The organism is Mesorhizobium sp. M0244, from assembly GCF_040321795.1.
Taxonomy (GTDB): domain Bacteria; phylum Pseudomonadota; class Alphaproteobacteria; order Rhizobiales; family Rhizobiaceae; genus Mesorhizobium.
In genome coordinates, this window is the sequence record NZ_JAMYSE010000022.1 from 38,146 (window position 1) to 56,995 (window position 18,850).

Genomic DNA, 18,850 nt, shown 5'->3' on the forward strand with positions numbered 1-18,850 from the left:
GCGCAACGCGGCGATGTCTTGCCTGGATTCCGGCAATGTCAGCCGATGCCTGCGCCGGTCGAGATCCTCTGCCCTGTTTCGGCTGACTTGACAAAGGCGCTTAATTTCATCCTTCCGGCACCTCCCGCCAAAGCCAAGCCCCTGTCCAGGGCATCCTGAAGACTTGGCGTGTAGTAGGCGGTGTCTTCCAGACCGCTGAAGAAGTTTATGCGATGAACTTCCCCCTTCTTGCTCATGACAATGCCCGCTTTTCGGAGCACTTCCTGAACTGTTTTGTACTTCATGTTCATGATTACCTCCCCTGCCAAGACAAGGCAGCATCGCCCTTTCTTGTAACTGTTTGGTGCCGTCGATTGACCGAAGGGCAACACGAATAATGTGGTGGACCCCAAAATTCGTATCACTCAGGTGCAGCGCAGCGGATGAACTTGGGATTCGCCACATTCGCCGACCTGCCGTCCAGAAGAGGCGGGACGTCTGATGCCCGCCCCTTCCGGCCCGATCAGGCCTCGGTCGTCTTCAGGGCGATGAACGTCATGTGCTTGACGCTCGACGCCGTGCGGTCCCAGTTCGCCGCCAGCGCCAGCTCGGCATCGGTGGCGAATTCGCCGGCCGAAGCCGCATCGAGGAAGCGGGTGCCCGGCACATGCGGCACGAAATGCCGGCGGCCGACCATTTCGGTGACGCCACCGCCATGGCCCTGCCGCGGCTTGCGGTCGAACTCGAGCGGCCCGCCTTCGGTGTTGACCGGCAGCTCGTTCCACAGGATCGCCTTGTCCTTGAACATGAACGAGGTGTAGACGCCCGCGGCAACCGGAATGTCGTCGTCGACGACGGCCCTGAGCCCCATGTAATAGGGGATCAGCGGCCCGCCCTGCTCGGACGACGGCACATAGTCGATGAGGTCGGCGAGTTTCAGCGCCTTCATCTGCTTGGAGTGCATCCAGATCGTCTTGAACTTGTCGGCACGGTCGCCCATCAGATAGGCGGCTTCGATGATATCGGTGTCGACGATGGAGGCACCGGTGACGCGCACCAGGTCGCCGCCGTCATTGGCGATGTTGTCGGCCAGCACCCCTTTCAGGATGCCGAGCAGGGTCAGCTTGTTGGCGCGCTGCCAGTAGTCGGTCTGGCGGCGCACGATCAGCTTCTGCGGGTCGTCGCCGGCCAGGATCGAGGTCAGGTCGGGAATGCCCCACGCCTGGGCGCGGACATTGCGGGCAGCGACTTCGCGGCGCGCGCCGATCTTCTTCATCTCGATCGAGTCCGCGGGATCGTCATTGACCGGCTCTGACGGATCATTGCCGAGGTCCTTCCAGCCGGGCATGTCGACGGAACGCCCGCCCATGGAAAGCTTCGAGGCGATGGCCGGGTCGGAAAACAGGATCCCGGCCTGGTAGATGTCGAGCGACTGGACGTGCTCCTCGAACGAATATTGCGCATAGACGGACGGAACGATCGCGTCCGCGATACGGGTATAGGCGTCTGCCATTTTTGTCTTCCTTTGGGGTTGGTGTGCTGCGGCTAACGAGGATTATTGGGCATCCACAGATCGGGGTTTTCGCCGGCCTCGCGTGCCAGCCGCCGGGCGCGGGCGGGGTCGCTTTTGACGAGGGCTGAGATATCAGTCAGGTTGCGCTCGCCGGCGGCATTGCGCTTGAAGGGATTGCCTCCACTCAAGGTCGCGCCGCCGTCGATCGTATCTTCGCGGAACATCGCCTCGCCGATGGCGTGGAACGCCTTGGCGATCTGCGGGTCGGTCAAGGCGCCATCCGGCAGAAGGATACCCTTCGCCTTGTAGGCATTGACCAGGCCGAGCTTCTTCATCGCCCGGTTCGCGACCTCGAGCTTCTGGCGAAAGCCAGCGCTGTCGGTCGGTCCCCAATCGCGCACGAGATCGTCGTGGGTGGTCTCGACCGAGCGGGCAAGGGCGATTTGCTGCGCCTTGGCCTGCTCGGCCATATAGCCGACGAAGCGGTCGTGATAGGCCTGCGCGACCTTCGGCGTGGCGCCGGCTTCGACCGCCCAGGCCTTGGAGGCATTGGCGAGCTCGTCCGAATACGCGAAGTCTTCGGGGAGCCCGTCGGGGCGCCGGTACTCGACCTTGTCGGGCGATGTGAGCGGACGCATCGCCTCGGGCAAGCGGGCATGGAACCTGTCCCAGTCTTCCCGAGATGCATCCGCGGCGGGAACGCGCAGGCTCTCACCCTGCTGCCGCTCCAGCTCCGCATAAGAGGTGAAAACCCGATCGAGGCTTTCAGGCTTGGTCCAGCCCTTGGTTTCAGCGAGCTTGCGGTTGCCTTCGGAAAGACCGTCAAACCAACTTTTGGCCGTAGGCGGGGCGGACCCATTGTCCCCGTTGGCCGGTGGCCGTGCAAGGTTGCCCGCCGGTGGCGCCGCCACCACGGACCCGGCTGCCAGATCTGTCATGAGAAGATTCCTTTGCTTGGGTTTCAATAAGGTGCCGGCCGGTTCAGCCTGCTTGAAGCTTGCCAGTCCGGAGCCGCCGCGCGAAAAGGGCGTATGACCGGAAAGAACGAGGCCGCAGATTTCACCTTCGATGGCTCGAACATGTTCGAGCCGCTCCTGCTGGCCGATCCGTCATTCCGTAGGGAATGGGACAAATTCCAGGATGAGTGGCGCAATGAGACGGAAGAACCGCTGTATCTTGCCTTGTCTGAGCTGGCACTCCACCTGATCCACAATCTCGAGCTTGGAGAGACAGATCGCTTCGGCGACATTTTCGATGTCGTCGAGCGCTGGATCGTCGAAGGCAACCGCTACGTCCGGGAAGCCGCTATCGTCGGGCTGCTCGAGGATCTGCAGAACGCGAACCTGCATCGCAGCACGCAGCCCGATCACGTCAAGCCATGGCTGCGGCCACAGTCCGCAATTTGGTGGACGAAACTGAACGCATTCTGGTCCGACGGAACGCCGTCGGTCTAAGCCAATCGGCAATACCGGGCTCAGGCATTATCCCCCCAGTTCTCCCACAGCAGCGTGATGGTGCCGGCAACGGCAATCGTGCCGTCGGCGTCGATATCCGTGCCGGTCGCAAACGCCAGGTTGAGATAGAGGTCGACCGGCGTTACCGTGCCGTCGAGCGTCAAAGCTGCGGCAATATCTGCGGCCGATCCGCTCGACAGCGCAGCACCCGCGCCATCCAGCGTGCGGCCGGTCGCGGCCAGCACGTTCACCATGGTACCGGCGAGCGCAGCACTCGACGCCGCCGTCGAGCCGAGCGACCAGGTCAGCGCGGCATTGTCGTTGATGGTCAAAGCGCGGGGCGTCAACACGGCGAACTGCAACCTTGCCGTGCCGCCCTTGATCCGCACCTTGCCGTCGAGGAAATCGAACAGCTTCTGGCTGGCATAGGCCAGCGCATCTGCTACTGGCACCGGCATGGCATTGAACGAAAAGACCGTGCGGTAGGCGCCGCCCTGCCCGATTGTCCTCGCGGAAAGCCCGACCTTGGGCGGGGCAAGGCCGGCTTCTCTGGCGGCGGCACGTGAAAGCGTCCGGGGAAGACCTCGGGTCATCTGGTTTCTCCATTCTTGGAATTTTTCGGGGATTGAAAAAGGCAGCGGCTGGACCGCCGCACCCAAAAACTGAGGCAAAATCCTCATGGACATTTGGGGCAGCTATGTGTATCTATACACAACATGAAGAGCGCCGATGTCATTCACAGGCTGTTGGCGGATGGCTGGTACGAAGTGGCTCGAAAAGGAAGTCATGCCCAGTTCAAGCACAAGGCCAAGCCGGGCCGGGTAACAGTACCGCATCCCAAGCGCGACATCCCGATCGGCACTCTGAAGAGCATTGAAAAACAATCCGGCGTGAAGCTGAGGTAGAGAAATGCGCAACTACATCGGACTGATCCACAAGCAAGCGGACAGCGACTTCGGCGTCTCCTTTCCCGATTTTCCGGGCCTGGTGACAGCCGGCGTCAGCCTGGATGATGCCCGCGCCATGGCCGAGGAAGCACTGGCCTTTCATGTCGAGGGGCTGGTCGAGGATGGCGAGGCCATTCCAGAGCCGTCGTCCCTGGAGGAAGTAATGTCGGACAAGGACAATCTGAGCGGTGTCGCCATCCTGGTTCCCTTGAAAGCCGAAGCGGCGAAGGTCGTGCGTGTCAATGTCACCATTCCGGAAGATGTCCTCGATCAGATCGATCGATATGCGGAGCGCCACGGCTACAGCCGATCCGGATTTCTGGCCGCCGCGGCGAAAAAGGTGATGCAGATCGAGGCAGCGTAGCGCCCTCGAAGGTCGACTTGAGATGAAGCTCTGTGGTCTTGTTCGGTTACATTTCTTTCCGGAACGGAGCTGTCAGACAAAAACAACCATGTCTCATTTCGTGACAAAGGGTGCCTATGTTCCGCCGCAAATGCGACCGCATTTGGCGAAATCAGCCAGCGTATTAGTTCATAGGCTTCAAGGGAGTACCAGATGATGACCATGTACAAAGCCATTGCCGCCATGCTTGTGACTGCCGCATTGGCAGGCTGCGCGCAGACCGAAGCACAACAGAGAACCAGCACGGGCGCGCTGCTCGGTGCGGGCGCCGGCGCTCTCGCCGGCCAGGCGATCGGCGGCAACACCAAGAGCACGGTCATCGGCGCGGGCGCCGGCGCCCTTCTGGGTGCCGTGGTTGGCAACGCCACCACCCCGCAGCCGCGCGGCGAACAGCTTTGCCGCTATCAGGATCGCAACAGCGGCCGCATCTACACCGCGCCCTGCGACGACCGCTACTACAACGGCGACTATTGATTGGTCCCCTTCTCCCCGTTCTATGGGGAGAAAGCTCTGAAATGCCGGCACCGCCCCTCACCTGCCTGCCGGCATCCTCTCCCCGTAAAACGCGGAGAGGGGCGCAGCGTCAGCCTCGCGCATCCGTTTCCCTGACGATTTGGTCCTTCCGCTGATTAAACGTCGGCGCTATCGTCGGCTATCCAAAGGGGGCGACGATGCGATTTTTGATGACCTCACTGCTGGCTGTTTGTTCGGTTGCCGCACACGCCAGACAGGCTGTCAGTGTTGAGCGGATTGGCGATTGCCTGGTCTTGCCGACGGCCGCTGTCGACAATCACGTCAAAGCCACTTTCGAGGTGACACTGGACAAGGCCGGCAAGGTCGAGTCGGTCACCGTTGTATCCTATGATCCACGTTCAGAGGCGGCGGCGGAAGCGGCCCAGCAACTTACGAAATCGATCCAGAGGTGTTGGCCGCCAGGCGTCAAAACCAGCCCGTTGCGACTCACCTTAGATTTGAGCAAGACTTAGCCACAGGGTCCTTCACCACCCTACCTCCCCTCCAGCCTCGCCGCCTTCTCCAGTGCCGCCAGTTGCGCTTCGTCCAGCGTCAGGAACCCCATGATGTGCTGCACCACCTCGGCGCGGGCGTTGCTCAGCGCGCTGTGCAGCTCGAAGCCGTTCGGAGTTTTCGTCTTGGCCAGCCACTCGCCATAGGATGGCCGGCGATAATAGCCGGTCGCGGCCGTCAGGTCGGCCAGCACCATTTCGCCGTCCTGGCCTGAGAACACTCTGAGATAGGCTTGGCCAGCGCATCCCGCGCCTTGGCCGGGCCGCCGGCCTGGCTGGAATGGGCGAAGCGTTTGCCGCTCATGCGCGCTGCCCGCCCGAAGCATCTTGCACACCCTGCGGCATCAGCCCGCCGAGCCCATCGAGCAGGCCGCTGTCGCGCGCCTGCACTGCGGCGGGCACGGCATCCCTGGCGACCTTGCCGGCGGTGGCGACCGCCGCCATGCCGGCCTGCGCCTGCTGCGCCTTGGCTCTGGCATCGCGAATGCCCGCCACCTCGTCCTGTCGGCGGAAGATGCGCTGTGGGCTGCGGCCGGCGCTCTGCACGATCTTCAGCGCCTCGTCGCCGTCGATATTGTCCATCACGCCGGGATCGAACTGCGCCATCTGCATGGCGGTGGTGACAACCTGGATAGTGTCGCGCGCCTCGGCCGAACGGCGCAGCACGTCGAGCGGGCCGGTGAAGGTCGGCCGCAGCGCCTTGCCGGCAAGGCTCGCCGGCGGCAGGAAGCGGCTGTCTTCCTCGTACAATCCCTTGTCTTCCAGAATACCCAGCTCGCGGTCGAGATTGCTGGCAAAGCCGGCCTGGATGATCGAGCCGGACGGCCCGAGCAGCGCGCCCTTTTCCTCCTGCCGGATCAAGGCTTCGGTCGCCGTCATCTGCGGATTCTGCACCAGCGTCTGGAACAGATTGACGAACATCATGTCGCGGATCTCCTCGGCCCGGCTGTCGGCATAATTGAACGCATAGGTCGGGTTCTGGCCGGTGGCGATCGGCGCGATCAGCGGCCGGCCGGCATCGTCGATGAGGCCGGGATAGTTCTCGCCGGGATTGAGCACCGGCACGTAATCGAGCCGTGCTTTGGACGCGGTCGCCGGATCAGTGATCTGCTGAAGGGCGCGCAGCCCGGAGCGCCGCACGGCGTTCTCCTCGCGAACCGTGGTCAGCGCCTCGATGGTCGGCGAGATGCCGTAGGGATCGCCCTCGTAGCGGCGCCAGTTGAAGCACGACACCGGGAAGGAGCGGAAGCCGCTTTCCCTGACGATCACCTCCTCGTCCTCGATGACGTGATAGGAAGCGAACGCCGTATCGAGATACTGGTAGGAGCCGCTCAAGCTGTACATCTTGCGTTCGTCGCGCGGCTGGATGCACTGGATCAGCGAGATCTTGGTCTCGCATTTCGAGGCATCGTCGACCAGCACCTTTATCCGCGCCGGCAGTCTGTCATAGCCGAGCAGCTGCGCTGCCTGTCTTGCAGTGCGCTCGTAGCGGCGGTGAAAAATGTCGACCTGGCCCCAGCGGTTGCGGCTGAGATAGCCTTCCACCACTGGGATCGAGGCATAGCGGATCAGCGTGCCGCCAAAACCCTCCTCGGCATAGAGATAGGCCGGGCCGTAGCGCACGACATTGCGCAGGCAGGCCTGCGTTGCCGGCACGAAATTCGAATTGGCGGAATAGCGCAGCGAAAACAGGAAATCGCGCAGCGCTTCCGCCCATTCCTTTTCCTCGTCGGTCTCCTCGTCGTTGATTGCCGCGGTCGACAGCCCATGCCATTTCTCCGACTGCGGGATGATCAGGCTTTCCAGCCCGGCGGCCAGCCGGTTGGCGGCCGAGTTGATGGTGTTGGCGTAGACGCGGGCACCGCGCCGCTCCTGCCGCTCGGCCTGCGAGTCCGCGCCGGCCTGGCGGCGGCCGCTCCACATGTCGGGCGCATCGGGGTCGCAGAATTCGGACACCGCCTCCCAGACATGCTCGTACTGGCTGCGCTCGCTCTCCAGTTCTGCCTGTCGCGCCAGGATATCGCGGGCACGGGAATCGCTCATGGTCAGCCTCGCTTGATGAACTCAGTTGGAAAAAAGAAATGGCGGGGACGCCGAAGCTGCCAATCTCCCCCAAGTGGGGGAGATGTCCGGCAGGACAGAGGGGGTCGTCTCGCGTGGATCGGCCCTGTCGCCTTCGGCGACATCTCCCCCCTCAGTGGGGGAGATTGGAAGCGCCTTATTCCGCCGGCGTCGTCTCCAGCGCGGCTTTGCGCCCAAAGCGCTGCACCACGAAACGGCCCATCTTCTGGCCGGGAACTTCGATCAGCATGTAGGTGATCCAGGACAGCAGGCAGACCACCGGCAAGACGACGACAACAACGACCGCAAAGCGCAGCGGCGCCGACAAATCGTGGCCGAACTGGGTGATGACCAGGGCCGCGACCGGCTGGAGAACCAGCAGATGGATCAAATAGATGCTGAAGGAAAGCTCACCCATCAAATGAAAGAACCTGTTGGCGAGCGTCATGGCGATGTTTCTGGCCACGATGCCCGCCATCCCCGGCAGCATCCGGTAGAGAACCAGGGCAAAGAAACCCAGTACGAGCGCCTCCCGCATCAAAAGCTTGCCCAGCCCATAGCCGCCGCCAAAGGGCAGCGCTGCCAGCAGCATGGCCAATGCCAGATGCACGAAGGGCCGCTTTTGCCTTTGGTGGACGACGCCCGCCAGCAGCATCCCGCACAAAAAAATCTGCATCTTCAGCGGCAGGAACGACGGCATCGGAAAATGCACCGACAATTGCCCCATCAAGAACACGATCGCGCTGGCGGTCGCGGCGACCACGATGGCCGCCCATATCCAGTCAAGCCTGCGAACCAGCAGCATGATGGCCGGGAACAGTGCGTAGAACTGCATCTCCAGCCCGAGGCTCCAGTCCGGCAGCGGTGTGCGATAGGCGAAATTCGGCACCAGGCCGAACAGGAACAGCAGATGGGCGCCGATATTCTTCAGGCCGCTGTCGAGATAGCGCTCGGGCGCCTGCGGCGACCTCAGCAGGAACTCGTCGATGACCATTCTCGACCCGTAGAGATAGGGGCCAAGCGCCAACGCAACGAAAAGCATGACGTAGAACAGCGGCGCGATTCTGAAATAGCGGCGGGTCCAGAATTTCAGCCAGGTTTCCGGTCTTTGCCAGGGCTCCTTGTCCTGGCGCAGTTGGTAGTGGAACACCATCAGGAAGCCGGACAGCATGATGAAGAGATCGACGCCAAGATCCGGCTCGCCGATGATGGGAACATGCCAGCCGGTCAAAAGCAGGCAGTGCCCGATCAGCACCCAGATCGCGGCAAGCGCCCGAAGCCCGTCCAGGCACTCGATGCGCGATGACCGGGCTTCTGTCATGCCGGACTCCTCGATGGCCATGTTGCAATGCAGCATGGCGGCTAAGGGAGGAATGTCAACCGTGCCGAAAGAACACGAATTGCTCTCGGTTGTTACCGGAAACGCCGAAGCTGCCGATCTCCCCCTCGTGGGGGAGATGGCCGGCAGGCCAGAGGGGGGCGCTGTCCCGCCGACTTGCCGATCAAACGCAACAACGAGGCTCGGTTCGCTGCCGGCAGGGCACAATCAAAGGCTGGCGTTCCTTCGCGCCCCCTCTGCCCTGCCGGGCATCTCCTCCACGGGGAGATTGGCGGCGTCACCCGCTTCGCTTCTTCAACAACCGCGCGTGCCGGCGCCAATACCACCAGGCCAGCACCCGGTTGCGGAACACTCTTCTCATCGCACCCATGTCAAACCCCCAGCAGCACGCGGCGCTGGCCGGTCAGATCGCGGGGCGACAAATCGGTCTTCACGGTTCCTGCAGTGCCATCATTGGCCGCAAGCTGGGCGCGCAAGGCTGCCTCGCGCGCCTGCACGTCCTTGTCGGCAATGGTCGGTGTCTTTGGCAACGGCTTCAGCGCCGGCGGTTTTTGAAAAAGGCACATGGTTTTCTCCGAAGTGAGAGATTCTTGTCCAGTCGTAGAGCAGAAAATCCTCGCCGTTCCGGCCGTAACCGGGCAGGCGGCAGCGTTGCGTCGCGCCCAGCCGGGCAAGCCAGCGCAGCGCCAATTCGTTGGTGGCCAGCGCCCGCGCCTCGACCCGCCAGGCGCCGCGGGCGGCGACTTCGGGTCCGAGCACGGCGTGAAAGAATTCCGTGATCCCAGGCACGCAGCGCGTCATGCGGCGCGTGCCCCAGCTCCAGGCGATCCATAAGCCGCCGCGCTGTTCGGCGGCGCCGAAGCCGGCCTCCGCATTGCCGTTTAGCTCGGCGACGTAGGCAAAACCCTGCAGCGCCGTCAGCGCCAGCAGCGCCGGCGACCAGTCGTCGAACTGGCAGTCGATCTCGGCCCGGTCCTCGGGCCGGAGGTTGGCAGCGATGTAGGAGAGATCGCGCAAGGTGGCGGGAATGATGCGGAGGGTCATGCTCGGCGAACCTTACCGTCCACTGCGGCGCTAGAAGGCGGCGGTCGACCTTGCATGCGGTCCAGCATTTCAATCAGCCCGGACTCGACCGAGCCGGCGAACTGGGTGCCAAGCCTCTATTTGTAAGCCACCGCTGCACTGGCAGGTCCGGCCAGCGGAATAATCTCGCAGCGGCTAAACCCCGCTTCTTTGCACCACTCGGTGAACTGGGCGCCGGTGAAGTCGAACGCCTCGCCAAATTCGATCAGCATGTTCAGCGACATCATGAGCCCGAAACCGTTCTGCCTGCGCTCATCGTCGATGATGTTCTCAATGGCGACCAGCGCGCCGCCGGCCGGCAACGCACGGTAGGCCTTGGCGATCAGCATCTTCTTGTTCTCTAGGTTCCAGTCGTGAAGAATCATTCCCATCGTTATGATATCCGCGGTGGGAAATTCGTCCGCGAAGAAGTCGATCGTCTCGGCGACGACCCGGCCGCCGAGATTGCGCTCCCTTAGGCGCCGTTCGGCGATCGGCTGCACATCGGCGAGATCGCACGTCCGGCATTGCATGTGCGGATGCCGCGCCGCGACGATGGCCGAAAGCTGCCCGGTTGCACCGCCAATATCGGCCAGCATCTTGTATTTGGAAAAGTCGAATTTCTCGGCGAACGCCATGAAATTGCCCATCGAAATGCCGCTCATCGCGTCCATGAACTGCTCCAGGCGCGCCGGGTCCGCATAGAGCTCGCCGAACATCGACTTGCCTGTCTCCTTGATCTCGTTCTGAGGCTTTCCGGTTTGCAATGCCAATGTGAGATCGCCCCAGAACCGATACAGGCGTGCGTTCGCCATCTCAAGGATTCCACCGATGTATTGGGGGCTCCGCTTGACCAGGAACAGCGCGGTCGATGGCGTATTGCCGTATTTGCCGGTTTCACCGGCGCCGTCCCTCTGCAGCAATCCGAGCGCGACGAGGGTGTCGAGAAAATCATACGTTGCGCGCGGATGCAGCCCCATCGCGCCTTGCAGTTCGAGGCCCGTTTTGGGCCCGTCCGCAAGCAGCGAGAAGAGTCCCAGTTCCACGGCGCTCAACAATGTCTTGGCTGGCCAGAACCCAAAGCCAATTTGCAGTATGTGGTCTGGAGAAATTCCGTTTTGCATCTGATCCTCCCCTATCGGCGAACGCCCCCGTGAGGCCACGCCGATGCGTCCCTTGAGCGGGATCATTCGATGCTACACCACGTCCACGGACGTTCACTACAGTTTTCCAATCGGAGCCGGAGCGCATTGCCTCCCTCCCCGATTTTCCTCACCGAAACGCCCCCAGCGGATCGGCCTGCCCGGCCTTGCGCCGCGCGGCCTTGAACACCGCCGGGTCGACCTGCGCCTCCCTCAGCATCATCACGCCGTAGCGGGTGGCCGCCATCAGATCGTCGCGCAATTTCACCACCTGGCCATCCCTGCGGTGATAGAGCCGGAACTCCTCGAACCAGGGCAAAAGCGTCGAAAACACCTTGAAGCGGCCGCTCTGCATGCGGTCCAGCATCTCCATCAGCCCAGCCTCGACAGAGACGGAACCGTCGGCGAACTGCGCATGGCTGGCGAGCATGTTGAGCCCATGTGCTGAATACTGCCTGGCAAGTGCGGTGCCCGCCCCTTCCAGCGTCTCGCGACGACCGTCGCGCGGCCAGGCAAAGGGCAGCCATTCGCCCCACGGCTTCAGCGTCAGCGCCTGCATGGCGGGAGTCTGCTGCGAGGCGCGGCAGGCCTTCGTGACATAGACGACGTCGGCCTCGGTATCCCAGGCAAGCTCGACCGCGGCCGAGGGATGGTCCCAGCCGAAATCGAGCGCGCCGAGCCGCGGCCAATAGCGCGGCAGCCGGAACGGCTCGCAGGCGATCAGCTCCTCGGCCACCGGAAAGATGCGGCCGGAGCCGAGCACCGGAATGCCCTTGGCCCGCGCCTCGCGCTCATGCGCCGGATAGGCGGCAATGATCTCGGCCCGCTGCTCCGGCGTATAGTGCTCGGCTTCGTCGATGGTCATGAAGGTGACGTGACGGGTCATGCTCGATGCCTCGATGAGGCGCCAACCTGGAACAACGCCGAACACTAGCAGTGTTCACCGCAAGCCCCCGAAGGGCTGCTCAGGTGGCACGGGACACAGGAGAGAGCCGGCTAGTGGCCCTGAAGTATCTTAATCAACTTACTTTTATCGGCAGTTTGCGATACTCCATTTTTGTAATCCGCGTACGTCATGCGCCCGCTCACCACCGCATCGGTCCAGCGTTTGCAGTACACTTCTGGCAATGCTTCAACGCTCGTGTTTATTATCCTTGCCCATTGTTTGCGGTAACCTAGTGGCTTTGCTCCTAGTCCTACCGCACACTGAGTCATAAAAATCTCTGTTGAAGGCGGGACTTCCTTGTATTCCAGTGTTGATTGTATTGAACTGGCCTTCAGTCGCTACGCATCCTGAAAGCATTACTGAGCCGATCACGACTAGCGACCTATAGTGATTTCCCACTGCCCACCCCTCCGTTGCGGCTATCATCCTCCGTCCAAGTGACTACAATTTTGCTGCAAAGAGAAGCGCTTCCACATTTATTCCGTGCCACACAGTCACCTGGGATAATGATTGCGCCGGGCTGGCTTATTCAGCCGATTGCTTCCCCTTTACCTTGAACTCGACTCGTTCGGGGGTCAGGAACAACAGCACCACGTCCGACATGCCGAGCAGCGGCGTGAAGGTGACGATGGTGATGCCGCCGGTGGCGTTGGTGCGGGTCAGCCCTTCGGAATAGATGTCGAGCGGCGGCTCCTCGTCGAACCAGACGCCATGCAGCGTTTCGCCCTGCCATTTTTCGCGACCCTTCTCATAGCTCTTGAACGACAGCACCGATTCGTCGGCCTGGACATCGCCGCCGCCGCCCCAGCGCACCACGACGCTGTCGAGCGCGCCCGGCGCCCGCCCCGCCATCGTGCTGACGAGGGCGTCGGCCGGGATCATCCCGGTACCCCAGGCCGCCTGCTGCTGCGGCGGGCCGATCAGGATGCGCTGCGGGTTATCGCGCGTGCTTTCGCCGGTGACGCCGGCCGCCCAAAACCGCACGGCGGTTTCGAAAACCTTGCCTTGCCACCAATCTGGATAGCGGCCGGTGAGGTGCATCGCCCATTCGGCGCCGCCGGCCCTGGTCTTGCCGAGCTGGTTGCCGGCCATGAACAGGCGCTCGCGATTGGTCGCGCCGGCGGCGTGGAACTCGGCCTGTCGGGGATAGGGCCGATAGGCGGCAAGCTGGTTAGTGCGGCGCCTCCGGTCCAGCTCCGCCAGCAGGCCGAGATATTCCGTCCTTGCCGCCCGGCTTTGTGAGGCCCGGCCTTTCGAGGCCCGGCTCTGTGAGAAACGGCCGGAGGACGGCTTCGAGGCCGCGGATGCGCTGCCTGATTTCGTCATCGCTCAATGCATCCAGATTGTTGATGTTGACACTAAGATCCTTGGGCAGCACCGACAGCACGAGCTTCAGATACTGGTCGGGCTTTTCGGCGCGCACCTCGGCGATGACGCCGGCGCCGTGGGCGCGAAAATCGGTGCGGATCGCTTCGAGAAACCCATCGGCCAGCGTCTTCTTCGCCCGCCTGGTCTGCTTGCCGGGTGCTTGATCGTGCGGCTGCGGATCGCCGGTGGAAGGAGCCTTGGCCATGCCCCTACCCCGCCGTCGCGGCGGATATTGCCGGCTTCGCTGCCTTGTTGCCTGGCCGCACGACGCGCTTGCGCGGCTTCGCCTTCTTGCCGGCGCGTGCCGATTTCGGCTTCCGCGGCTGGCTTGCCGGTTTCGCATCAGTGGTCGTGCCGGGCTTCACCGCACTGGCGTCGGGCAAGGCATTCAGCCTTGCCCTGAGAATTTCCACCGCCTTGCCGTCGAACCCGACTGCTCCCAAGGGAAAGCCGAAGCCGCCGACCGCATCGCCGGGGCCGCCGCGGACCATGCCGATCCGCACGCCGGCGGCAACCTGCTCGAAGCGGCCATGACGGGCATAGGGTGCGGCGCCGGCGAACTCGCCAATGGCGCTGACGACCTCGCGGCCGTCATCGTCGGTGATGATGGTGGCATAACGGCTGGACATGGGGCGTTCTCTGAAGTGGGCGCGCGCAGGCGCGTTGCTAAAACTATGGGTAGTGAGACTTGCAGTCCCGACGATCGCCAGAGCCGCGTTCCTTCGCGCCCCCTCTGTCCCGCCGACTTCACAGCCGGCAGCACTCGCAACGTTTGGTCGAAAAGAAGCCTGAAAATAAAAAACCCGCCTCGGCGGGCGGGTCGTTGGAGCCAATTAGCACCATACCCAAATTAGTAGCATAGCTGCCGGCACAAAGCAAGAACAAAATGCGGCATGACCGGCAGAAAAATACGAATTCCCTTCAGCGCCTCGCCCTGTCCGCCTCCGAGGTGATGTTCCAAGAAGACCGCTAGGCTGCGTTCCTTCGCGCCCCTCTCTGTCCCGCCGACGTCAGACCGGCAGCACACGCAACGTCTGGTCGAAAAGAAGCCAGAAACAAAAAAACCGCCTCGGCGGGGCGGGTCGTTGGAGCCAATTAGCACCATACCCGAATTACTAGCATAGCTGCCGGCACAAAGCAAGAACAAAATGCGGCACGACCGGCAGAAAAATACGAATTCCCTCCACCGCCTCGGCTTACCCGCCACCCACTTCGTAGGGCGAGGAAACGCAGCTTCGGCGATTGGCGGTCCCTCGCCACCATTTTCCCTGGCATCTCACCGGCCGGGGAGCAGCCGCAGTCTGGATCAGAACAGGCGCTCGCGCGTTTTGGCCCTAGCAAATGGGAGCGAAAACCATGAACGTCGCCAATCTGCAACTTGAAGGCCTCCTGATGGCCGTCGCATCGATCAACCAGGTCCTGGTCCGCAAGGGCGTGGTCTCGGTTGAGGACATCGACATCGCTTTGCGCAAGGCCGAAGCCAGCGAGATCAACGAGGAACGCTCCGAGGGCATGTCGGCGTCGAGCCGCGACGCTGTCAACTTCCCCATCCGGTTGCTGGAACTGGCCAATCAGTGTCAGCCGGAAACGGACATGCCGTCATTCTCGAAGCTGGCTCGCATGGTCGGCCAGATAAAGGAAACCTACGACGACCGGATGTGAGGCAGCGATCGAGGATGATCGCCGGGCAGCAAGCTTGGCATCAGGCGCTGCCAAGCTTCAGCGCCAGCACGCGACCCGGCCCATGCACGGCGGCAAACAGCAGCCCGGCCAGGAAGGTGAAGTGATCGACGAAGAAGCCGAACTCGGCCTGGTTGCCGGCCCAGTGCGACGGCCCGTGGAAGGCAAAGCCGAGGAACAGCACATAGGCGGCGGCGACGAGTGCTGCCCATGAGAAGAAGGCGCCGGTCAGGAAGCAGAGAACGAGGACGACCTCAAGCAGGGCCGCGCACCAGGCCAGGAACAGCGGAAACGGAAATCCGGCCGCCGCGATATAGCCGGCGGTGGCGCCCATATCGATGAATTTGAAGATCACGGCCATCAGGAACACGGCGGCGAAGATCAGGCGGCCGATGAGGATTGCCGCGGTCTGCCACGGCGACTGAACGGATGATTGAGCGGTTTCCAAGGTCATGATGTCCTCCCAGAGTTGCGATGGTTGTGCCCCAAGGACGAGCCCGACATCATCCCCCGAAAAACCTGAGAGATACAAGCGCCGGCACCAAAGTGGCGCCTTCCCTTCTCCCACAAGCGGAGAAGGAAGGTTGTGCTACCCCACCTTTGCTCCCGGCTGGCTGATCGGCTCCCGAACCGTTCCATACTGGCTGCCCCAGCGATCGGTCATCGCCCAGCGTATGTCCCAGAGCTCCGGGAAGAAGCGGTGGCGGGCGCCGGCCTCCAGCAATTCGACCGGCCTGCCCTTCAGCGATTTCGCGCCGAGGCCGATGGTGCGGTGGATGAGGTAAAGGTGGTTGGCGCGGAATTTCTGGAACAACTCGTCGAACTCGATCAGCGCTTCGGCGACGACATAGCTGTCGCCGTGATCGTAGCCGGTATCGTAGACGTCCTCGACCGAAAGGCCGCGGCCGTCGAGATACGACGCCTTGAAGGCCCGCCACAGATCGGGCGGCAGACGCAACAGCTGTTTGAAGCCCGGCGATTCCTGGCCGCTGCCATTGCCGAGCTGCAGCCGGATCTGCTGGTACTCCTTGGGCGACATGGATTCGAGCAGGTCGAGCTGCGCCGTCATCAGCCGCATCAGGCGGTGTACGCGCCCCATCAGCGTAACGACGCGATGCGTGTCCTGCCTTTCCAGGAAATCGACGACGTCGACCAGCGTATAGGCGATAAGCTTCATCCACAGCTCCTCGACCTGATGCACGATCTGGAACTGCAGCTCGTCGGCATTGACCATCTCGGCCAGCGGCTTCTGGCAGGCGAGCAGCCTGTCGCATTTGAGGTAGACACCATAGTCGCGCATCTCAGGCGTTTCGATGCGGGCATAATAGTCCTGCTTGTCCATGGCCATGCTCCTTGCCGCGGCCGTTGGGCCGCAGGCGCTTGTTGGATCCCAGTCCGAGTCTAATCGCTTTCTTGCCGAACATTGTCCCTTTCTGTTATTCGATTGGCGGGAAACGAAGGACGAAAACTGACTCTGGAGCAGATTGGAAGAACGAATGATGCTGGATGCGGTCGACCGGAAGATCGTCGCGGCGCTCGAACGCGATGCCCGCATCTCCTTTGCCGTGCTTGCCGACGAGGTCGGCCTGAGCAAGACGCCGTGCTGGAAGCGGGTCAAGGCGCTGGAGGACGCCGGCGTCATCCGCGGCTACTCGACCCGGATCGACCCGGCTAAACTCGGCTTCGGCATCGAGGCCTTCATTCAGGTGTCGATCGATTTCGAGCTTTCAGACGCCTTCGAAGCCGCGGTGCAAAAGCATCCGCTGATCCGCCGCTGCCACGCCACCACCGGCGAGGCCGACTATCTTCTGCAGATCGTCACCGTCGACATGATGGCGCTGGACAGGATGCTGCGCGAGGAGCTCAGCCGGCTGCCCGGCGTGCGGCGCACGATCACCTCGATGGCGATGCGCGAGATCAAGGGCGGCATCTCGTTCGCCAATGCCGTCGGGCATACGCGGAAGACGGGCTAGACGCCAGTTCGGCCCCTTCGCCGGCCTCAGTTCGATGCTGCGGCCGGGGTGCTGAGTTCGAGGAACGGCACGGTCGAGCCCGGGATCATCGACTTCGGCAACTCCCCGTCCCATTTCTCCGCCTTCGTCAGTTCGACCAGCAGCGGATTGTTGGCGAGTGACGCGGCGCGGGCCTTGATGGCTTCTGCCGTCGCCTCGCCTTCGATCCTGGTCTTGTAGGCGCTGGCCTCGGCTTCGGCCTTGACGCTGTCGGCGCGGCCTTTGGCCTGGGTGACGGCGATGTCGGCCTTGATCTTTTCCTGCTGCAGGTTCTGTTCCTGCTTCTGCACCTCGACCTGCGCCGTCATCCTGGCTTCGACCGCCTGCTCGTAGGCGTCGGAGAAGTCGATGTTCTCGACCTGCACGCTGTCGATCATCACCGGACCGTCGGTTACCGCCGAGATGGCGTCGGCGACATCCTTGTTGAACTTCGCCCGGTTCTGGATCACCGACACCGCGTCGTACTGGCCGAACACCGTCTTGATCTCCTGCGGTGCCTTCCTGGCGATGATGCGGTCGGCCAATGCCTCGATCGACCCATAATTGGTGTAGACGTTGCTGACTTCGGCCGCCGGTACGTGGAAGTTGACGGTGACGCGCATATCGGCTGGCTGCTGGTCGCGCGAATAGGCCTGCATGGCCGGCAGGCCGCTGCAATCGTTCTGGTTCTCGCAGCCCCATTTGAGCACCTGCTGGCGCAGGCTGATCTTCTCGACGCGCTGCAACCACGGCAGCTTGAAATGCAGTCCGGGATCGACGACCGAACTCAGCGCCCCGTTGGTCAAGAGCACGCCGCGGTCGCCCTGGTCGATCGTGTACCAGGATCCCATGAGCGCAAACACGCCCAGCGCCACGATGACGAGTGCGATCAGGCCGGAACCGATCGGGCGCGATGCCACCACCGGCCTGCCCTGCGGACGGTTCGAATTGCCTTGCATGTCGGTCATTGCCCCTACCCCTAACTTGATTGCCCGTGCTGCTTTGCCCACAATAATGGCGGCATTGCAATCCTCCGGACATACAAGGGTCTTTGGCCTGTCGGACCGGCGGGGTGGTTCAGGCCGGCTGGCGGATTTCCCCTCCAGCCGCAGCGCCGGGCTGGTACGCGTTGCCAGGCGCGTCCTTCTGCCGTTCGGCATCGCTTTTGCGCTTCGGGCAATCCTCGTAATTGTGGTCGCGCCCACCGCAGTAGGAGCAGCATTTTGCCGGCGCGTCGGGGCGAAGCATCGTTGGCATGCGCAAGAATGCACGAAAACCCAACAGATTGCGAAGGCTTCGGCACCGGCAAGGTCGATTTCGCCACGGAACCGCTGCCGCCGCCTGAAAGTTATCAGCTCATTGCAACCGGAGCACAGGACATGGCCGACGACCAGAACCGCTACGAGACCGGAGCGAGGAAATATCCGGCAAAGACGAGCCCCGACGCGGCCGACGAATTCTCGCAGGATGCGGCCGGCAACAAGCCGCCTCCCGGCGGCATGGGATTGACTAGGCCGGCTGACGATTTCGACGACAAGACCCGGCATTCGGAGGGTCAGAACCCGCCGCGCGCAGCGATCCGGCCAGACGGCAAGACCACCGCCAAGAAGCCCGGCAAGGACGCAAGACGATGAACGTCGCCAATCTCCAGCTCGAAGGACTGATGATGGCGATCGCGGCTGTCAACAACGCGCTGGTCCATAAGGGCCTGTTATCGGTCGACGAGGTCGACATGGCGTTGCGCCGGGCCGAGGCGGTGATGACCGGCGACGAGCGCCTTTATGAAGACATGTCGCCATCCAACCGCGACGCCGTCTGCTTCCCTCTCAGGCTGCTGCAGGCGGCCAACAATGCCCAGGGCGAAACCGGCGTGCCGTCCTTTGCCGAACTGGCCAGGATGGTCGGCCGGACCAAGGAGCCCTATAACGACCAGATGTGAT

The 18,850-nt window shown here is 62.6% G+C and carries 27 protein-coding genes; 9 read left to right on the forward strand and 18 right to left on the reverse strand.

The genetic code is table 11. From position 1 onward, the window contains the following. Positions 1-38 precede the first annotated feature (38 nt). From NKJ08_RS15920 to NKJ08_RS15930, 3 genes are all read right to left on the reverse strand, one after another. Positions 39-290, reverse strand: a complete 252-nt coding sequence (locus NKJ08_RS15920; RefSeq protein ID WP_352524130.1) for a hypothetical protein — start codon at positions 288-290, stop codon at positions 39-41. Positions 291-502: 212 nt separating this feature from the next. Then, positions 503-1,492 (reverse strand): Coat protein, encoded by a 990-nt coding sequence (locus NKJ08_RS15925; RefSeq protein WP_352524128.1) that lies wholly within the window; start codon positions 1,490-1,492, stop codon positions 503-505. A 32-nt stretch (positions 1,493-1,524) separates the two neighbouring features. Then, positions 1,525-2,430, reverse strand: coding sequence for a hypothetical protein (locus NKJ08_RS15930; RefSeq protein WP_352524127.1), 906 nt, complete (start codon positions 2,428-2,430; stop codon positions 1,525-1,527). Positions 2,431-2,523: 93 nt separating this feature from the next. Between NKJ08_RS15930 and NKJ08_RS15935 the strand changes: the two genes are divergently transcribed. Then, the gene (locus NKJ08_RS15935; RefSeq protein ID WP_352777421.1) at positions 2,524-2,946 is read left to right on the forward strand and encodes a DUF7674 family protein; all 423 of its coding nucleotides are present in this window, start codon (positions 2,524-2,526) and stop codon (positions 2,944-2,946) included. Between the two features lie 20 nt (positions 2,947-2,966). On the opposite strand, the gene NKJ08_RS15940 is transcribed toward NKJ08_RS15935, so the two are convergent. Continuing rightward, positions 2,967-3,539, reverse strand: coding sequence for a hypothetical protein (locus tag NKJ08_RS15940; protein ID WP_352524123.1), 573 nt, complete (start codon positions 3,537-3,539; stop codon positions 2,967-2,969). 123 nt (positions 3,540-3,662) lie between these two features. Here NKJ08_RS15940 and NKJ08_RS15945 point away from each other — a divergent pair, with 123 nt between their 5' ends. The 4 genes from NKJ08_RS15945 (at position 3,663) to NKJ08_RS15960 (ending at position 5,282) form a co-directional block, all read left to right on the forward strand. Further along, on the forward strand, positions 3,663-3,851 hold the full coding sequence (locus tag NKJ08_RS15945; RefSeq protein ID WP_352524121.1) for a type II toxin-antitoxin system HicA family toxin: 189 nt from the start codon (positions 3,663-3,665) through the stop codon (positions 3,849-3,851). 4 nt (positions 3,852-3,855) lie between these two features. After that, on the forward strand, positions 3,856-4,257 hold the full coding sequence (locus tag NKJ08_RS15950; protein ID WP_352524120.1) for a type II toxin-antitoxin system HicB family antitoxin: 402 nt from the start codon (positions 3,856-3,858) through the stop codon (positions 4,255-4,257). A gap of 195 nt (positions 4,258-4,452) precedes the next feature. Beyond that, positions 4,453-4,770, forward strand: a complete 318-nt coding sequence (locus tag NKJ08_RS15955) for a YMGG-like glycine zipper-containing protein (protein WP_352524211.1) — start codon at positions 4,453-4,455, stop codon at positions 4,768-4,770. Positions 4,771-4,979: 209 nt separating this feature from the next. After that, complete coding sequence (locus tag NKJ08_RS15960) at positions 4,980-5,282, forward strand: hypothetical protein (RefSeq protein ID WP_352524118.1); 303 nt, start codon at positions 4,980-4,982, stop codon at positions 5,280-5,282. 20 nt (positions 5,283-5,302) lie between these two features. On the opposite strand, the gene NKJ08_RS15965 is transcribed toward NKJ08_RS15960, so the two are convergent. The 10 genes from NKJ08_RS15965 to NKJ08_RS16010 all read right to left on the reverse strand — a co-directional run bounded on the left by NKJ08_RS15965 (position 5,303) and on the right by NKJ08_RS16010 (position 13,868). Beyond that, the gene (locus NKJ08_RS15965; protein WP_352777424.1) at positions 5,303-5,518 is read right to left on the reverse strand and encodes a Bbp19 family protein; all 216 of its coding nucleotides are present in this window, start codon (positions 5,516-5,518) and stop codon (positions 5,303-5,305) included. Further along, positions 5,500-5,625, reverse strand: a complete 126-nt coding sequence (locus NKJ08_RS15970) for a hypothetical protein (RefSeq protein WP_352524114.1) — start codon at positions 5,623-5,625, stop codon at positions 5,500-5,502. Before NKJ08_RS15970 ends, NKJ08_RS15965 begins: the two co-directional genes overlap by 19 nt. Then, the gene (locus tag NKJ08_RS15975; RefSeq protein WP_352777427.1) at positions 5,622-7,364 is read right to left on the reverse strand and encodes a portal protein; all 1,743 of its coding nucleotides are present in this window, start codon (positions 7,362-7,364) and stop codon (positions 5,622-5,624) included. The genes NKJ08_RS15970 and NKJ08_RS15975 overlap by 4 nt, the downstream gene beginning before the upstream one ends. 175 nt (positions 7,365-7,539) lie before the next feature. Continuing rightward, the gene (locus NKJ08_RS15980) at positions 7,540-8,703 is read right to left on the reverse strand and encodes an acyltransferase family protein (RefSeq protein WP_352524111.1); all 1,164 of its coding nucleotides are present in this window, start codon (positions 8,701-8,703) and stop codon (positions 7,540-7,542) included. A 468-nt stretch (positions 8,704-9,171) separates the two neighbouring features. Beyond that, a complete protein-coding gene (locus tag NKJ08_RS15985) occupies positions 9,172-9,765 on the reverse strand; it encodes a hypothetical protein (RefSeq protein WP_352782298.1) in 594 nt (197 codons plus the stop codon). 116 nt (positions 9,766-9,881) lie between these two features. Beyond that, on the reverse strand, positions 9,882-10,973 hold the full coding sequence (locus NKJ08_RS15990) for a methyltransferase (protein WP_352524109.1): 1,092 nt from the start codon (positions 10,971-10,973) through the stop codon (positions 9,882-9,884). Positions 10,974-11,055: 82 nt separating this feature from the next. Next, a complete protein-coding gene (locus NKJ08_RS15995) occupies positions 11,056-11,811 on the reverse strand; it encodes a phage terminase large subunit family protein (RefSeq protein ID WP_502896018.1) in 756 nt (251 codons plus the stop codon). 585 nt (positions 11,812-12,396) lie between these two features. Continuing rightward, entirely contained in the window at positions 12,397-13,077 is a 681-nt protein-coding gene (locus NKJ08_RS16000; protein WP_502896019.1) for a terminase large subunit domain-containing protein, read from the reverse strand. Then, positions 13,043-13,444, reverse strand: a complete 402-nt coding sequence (locus tag NKJ08_RS16005; protein ID WP_352524107.1) for a hypothetical protein — start codon at positions 13,442-13,444, stop codon at positions 13,043-13,045. Before NKJ08_RS16005 ends, NKJ08_RS16000 begins: the two co-directional genes overlap by 35 nt. Before the next feature lie 4 nt (positions 13,445-13,448). Next, entirely contained in the window at positions 13,449-13,868 is a 420-nt protein-coding gene (locus tag NKJ08_RS16010) for a hypothetical protein (RefSeq protein ID WP_352524106.1), read from the reverse strand. Between the two features lie 727 nt (positions 13,869-14,595). On the opposite strand from NKJ08_RS16010, the gene NKJ08_RS16015 reads away from it, so the two are divergent. Beyond that, positions 14,596-14,901, forward strand: coding sequence for a hypothetical protein (locus NKJ08_RS16015; RefSeq protein ID WP_352524105.1), 306 nt, complete (start codon positions 14,596-14,598; stop codon positions 14,899-14,901). A gap of 40 nt (positions 14,902-14,941) precedes the next feature. On the opposite strand, the gene NKJ08_RS16020 is transcribed toward NKJ08_RS16015, so the two are convergent. Both NKJ08_RS16020 and NKJ08_RS16025 read right to left on the reverse strand, forming a co-directional pair. After that, positions 14,942-15,373 (reverse strand): DoxX family protein, encoded by a 432-nt coding sequence (locus tag NKJ08_RS16020; protein ID WP_352524104.1) that lies wholly within the window; start codon positions 15,371-15,373, stop codon positions 14,942-14,944. Positions 15,374-15,508: 135 nt separating this feature from the next. Continuing rightward, entirely contained in the window at positions 15,509-16,261 is a 753-nt protein-coding gene (locus NKJ08_RS16025) for a tryptophan 2,3-dioxygenase family protein (RefSeq protein WP_352524103.1), read from the reverse strand. Between the two features lie 157 nt (positions 16,262-16,418). Here NKJ08_RS16025 and NKJ08_RS16030 point away from each other — a divergent pair, with 157 nt between their 5' ends. Continuing rightward, on the forward strand, positions 16,419-16,892 hold the full coding sequence (locus NKJ08_RS16030; protein ID WP_352524210.1) for an Lrp/AsnC family transcriptional regulator: 474 nt from the start codon (positions 16,419-16,421) through the stop codon (positions 16,890-16,892). 26 nt (positions 16,893-16,918) lie between these two features. On the opposite strand, the gene NKJ08_RS16035 is transcribed toward NKJ08_RS16030, so the two are convergent. Both NKJ08_RS16035 and NKJ08_RS16040 read right to left on the reverse strand, forming a co-directional pair. Beyond that, the gene (locus tag NKJ08_RS16035) at positions 16,919-17,878 is read right to left on the reverse strand and encodes a prohibitin family protein (protein ID WP_352524102.1); all 960 of its coding nucleotides are present in this window, start codon (positions 17,876-17,878) and stop codon (positions 16,919-16,921) included. A gap of 109 nt (positions 17,879-17,987) precedes the next feature. Continuing rightward, complete coding sequence (locus NKJ08_RS16040) at positions 17,988-18,167, reverse strand: hypothetical protein (protein ID WP_352524101.1); 180 nt, start codon at positions 18,165-18,167, stop codon at positions 17,988-17,990. Between the two features lie 8 nt (positions 18,168-18,175). Between NKJ08_RS16040 and NKJ08_RS16045 the strand changes: the two genes are divergently transcribed. Then, the gene (locus tag NKJ08_RS16045) at positions 18,176-18,544 is read left to right on the forward strand and encodes a hypothetical protein (RefSeq protein ID WP_352524100.1); all 369 of its coding nucleotides are present in this window, start codon (positions 18,176-18,178) and stop codon (positions 18,542-18,544) included. After that, positions 18,541-18,849, forward strand: coding sequence for a hypothetical protein (locus tag NKJ08_RS16050; protein ID WP_352524099.1), 309 nt, complete (start codon positions 18,541-18,543; stop codon positions 18,847-18,849). Before NKJ08_RS16045 ends, NKJ08_RS16050 begins: the two co-directional genes overlap by 4 nt. Position 18,850 lies beyond the last annotated feature (1 nt).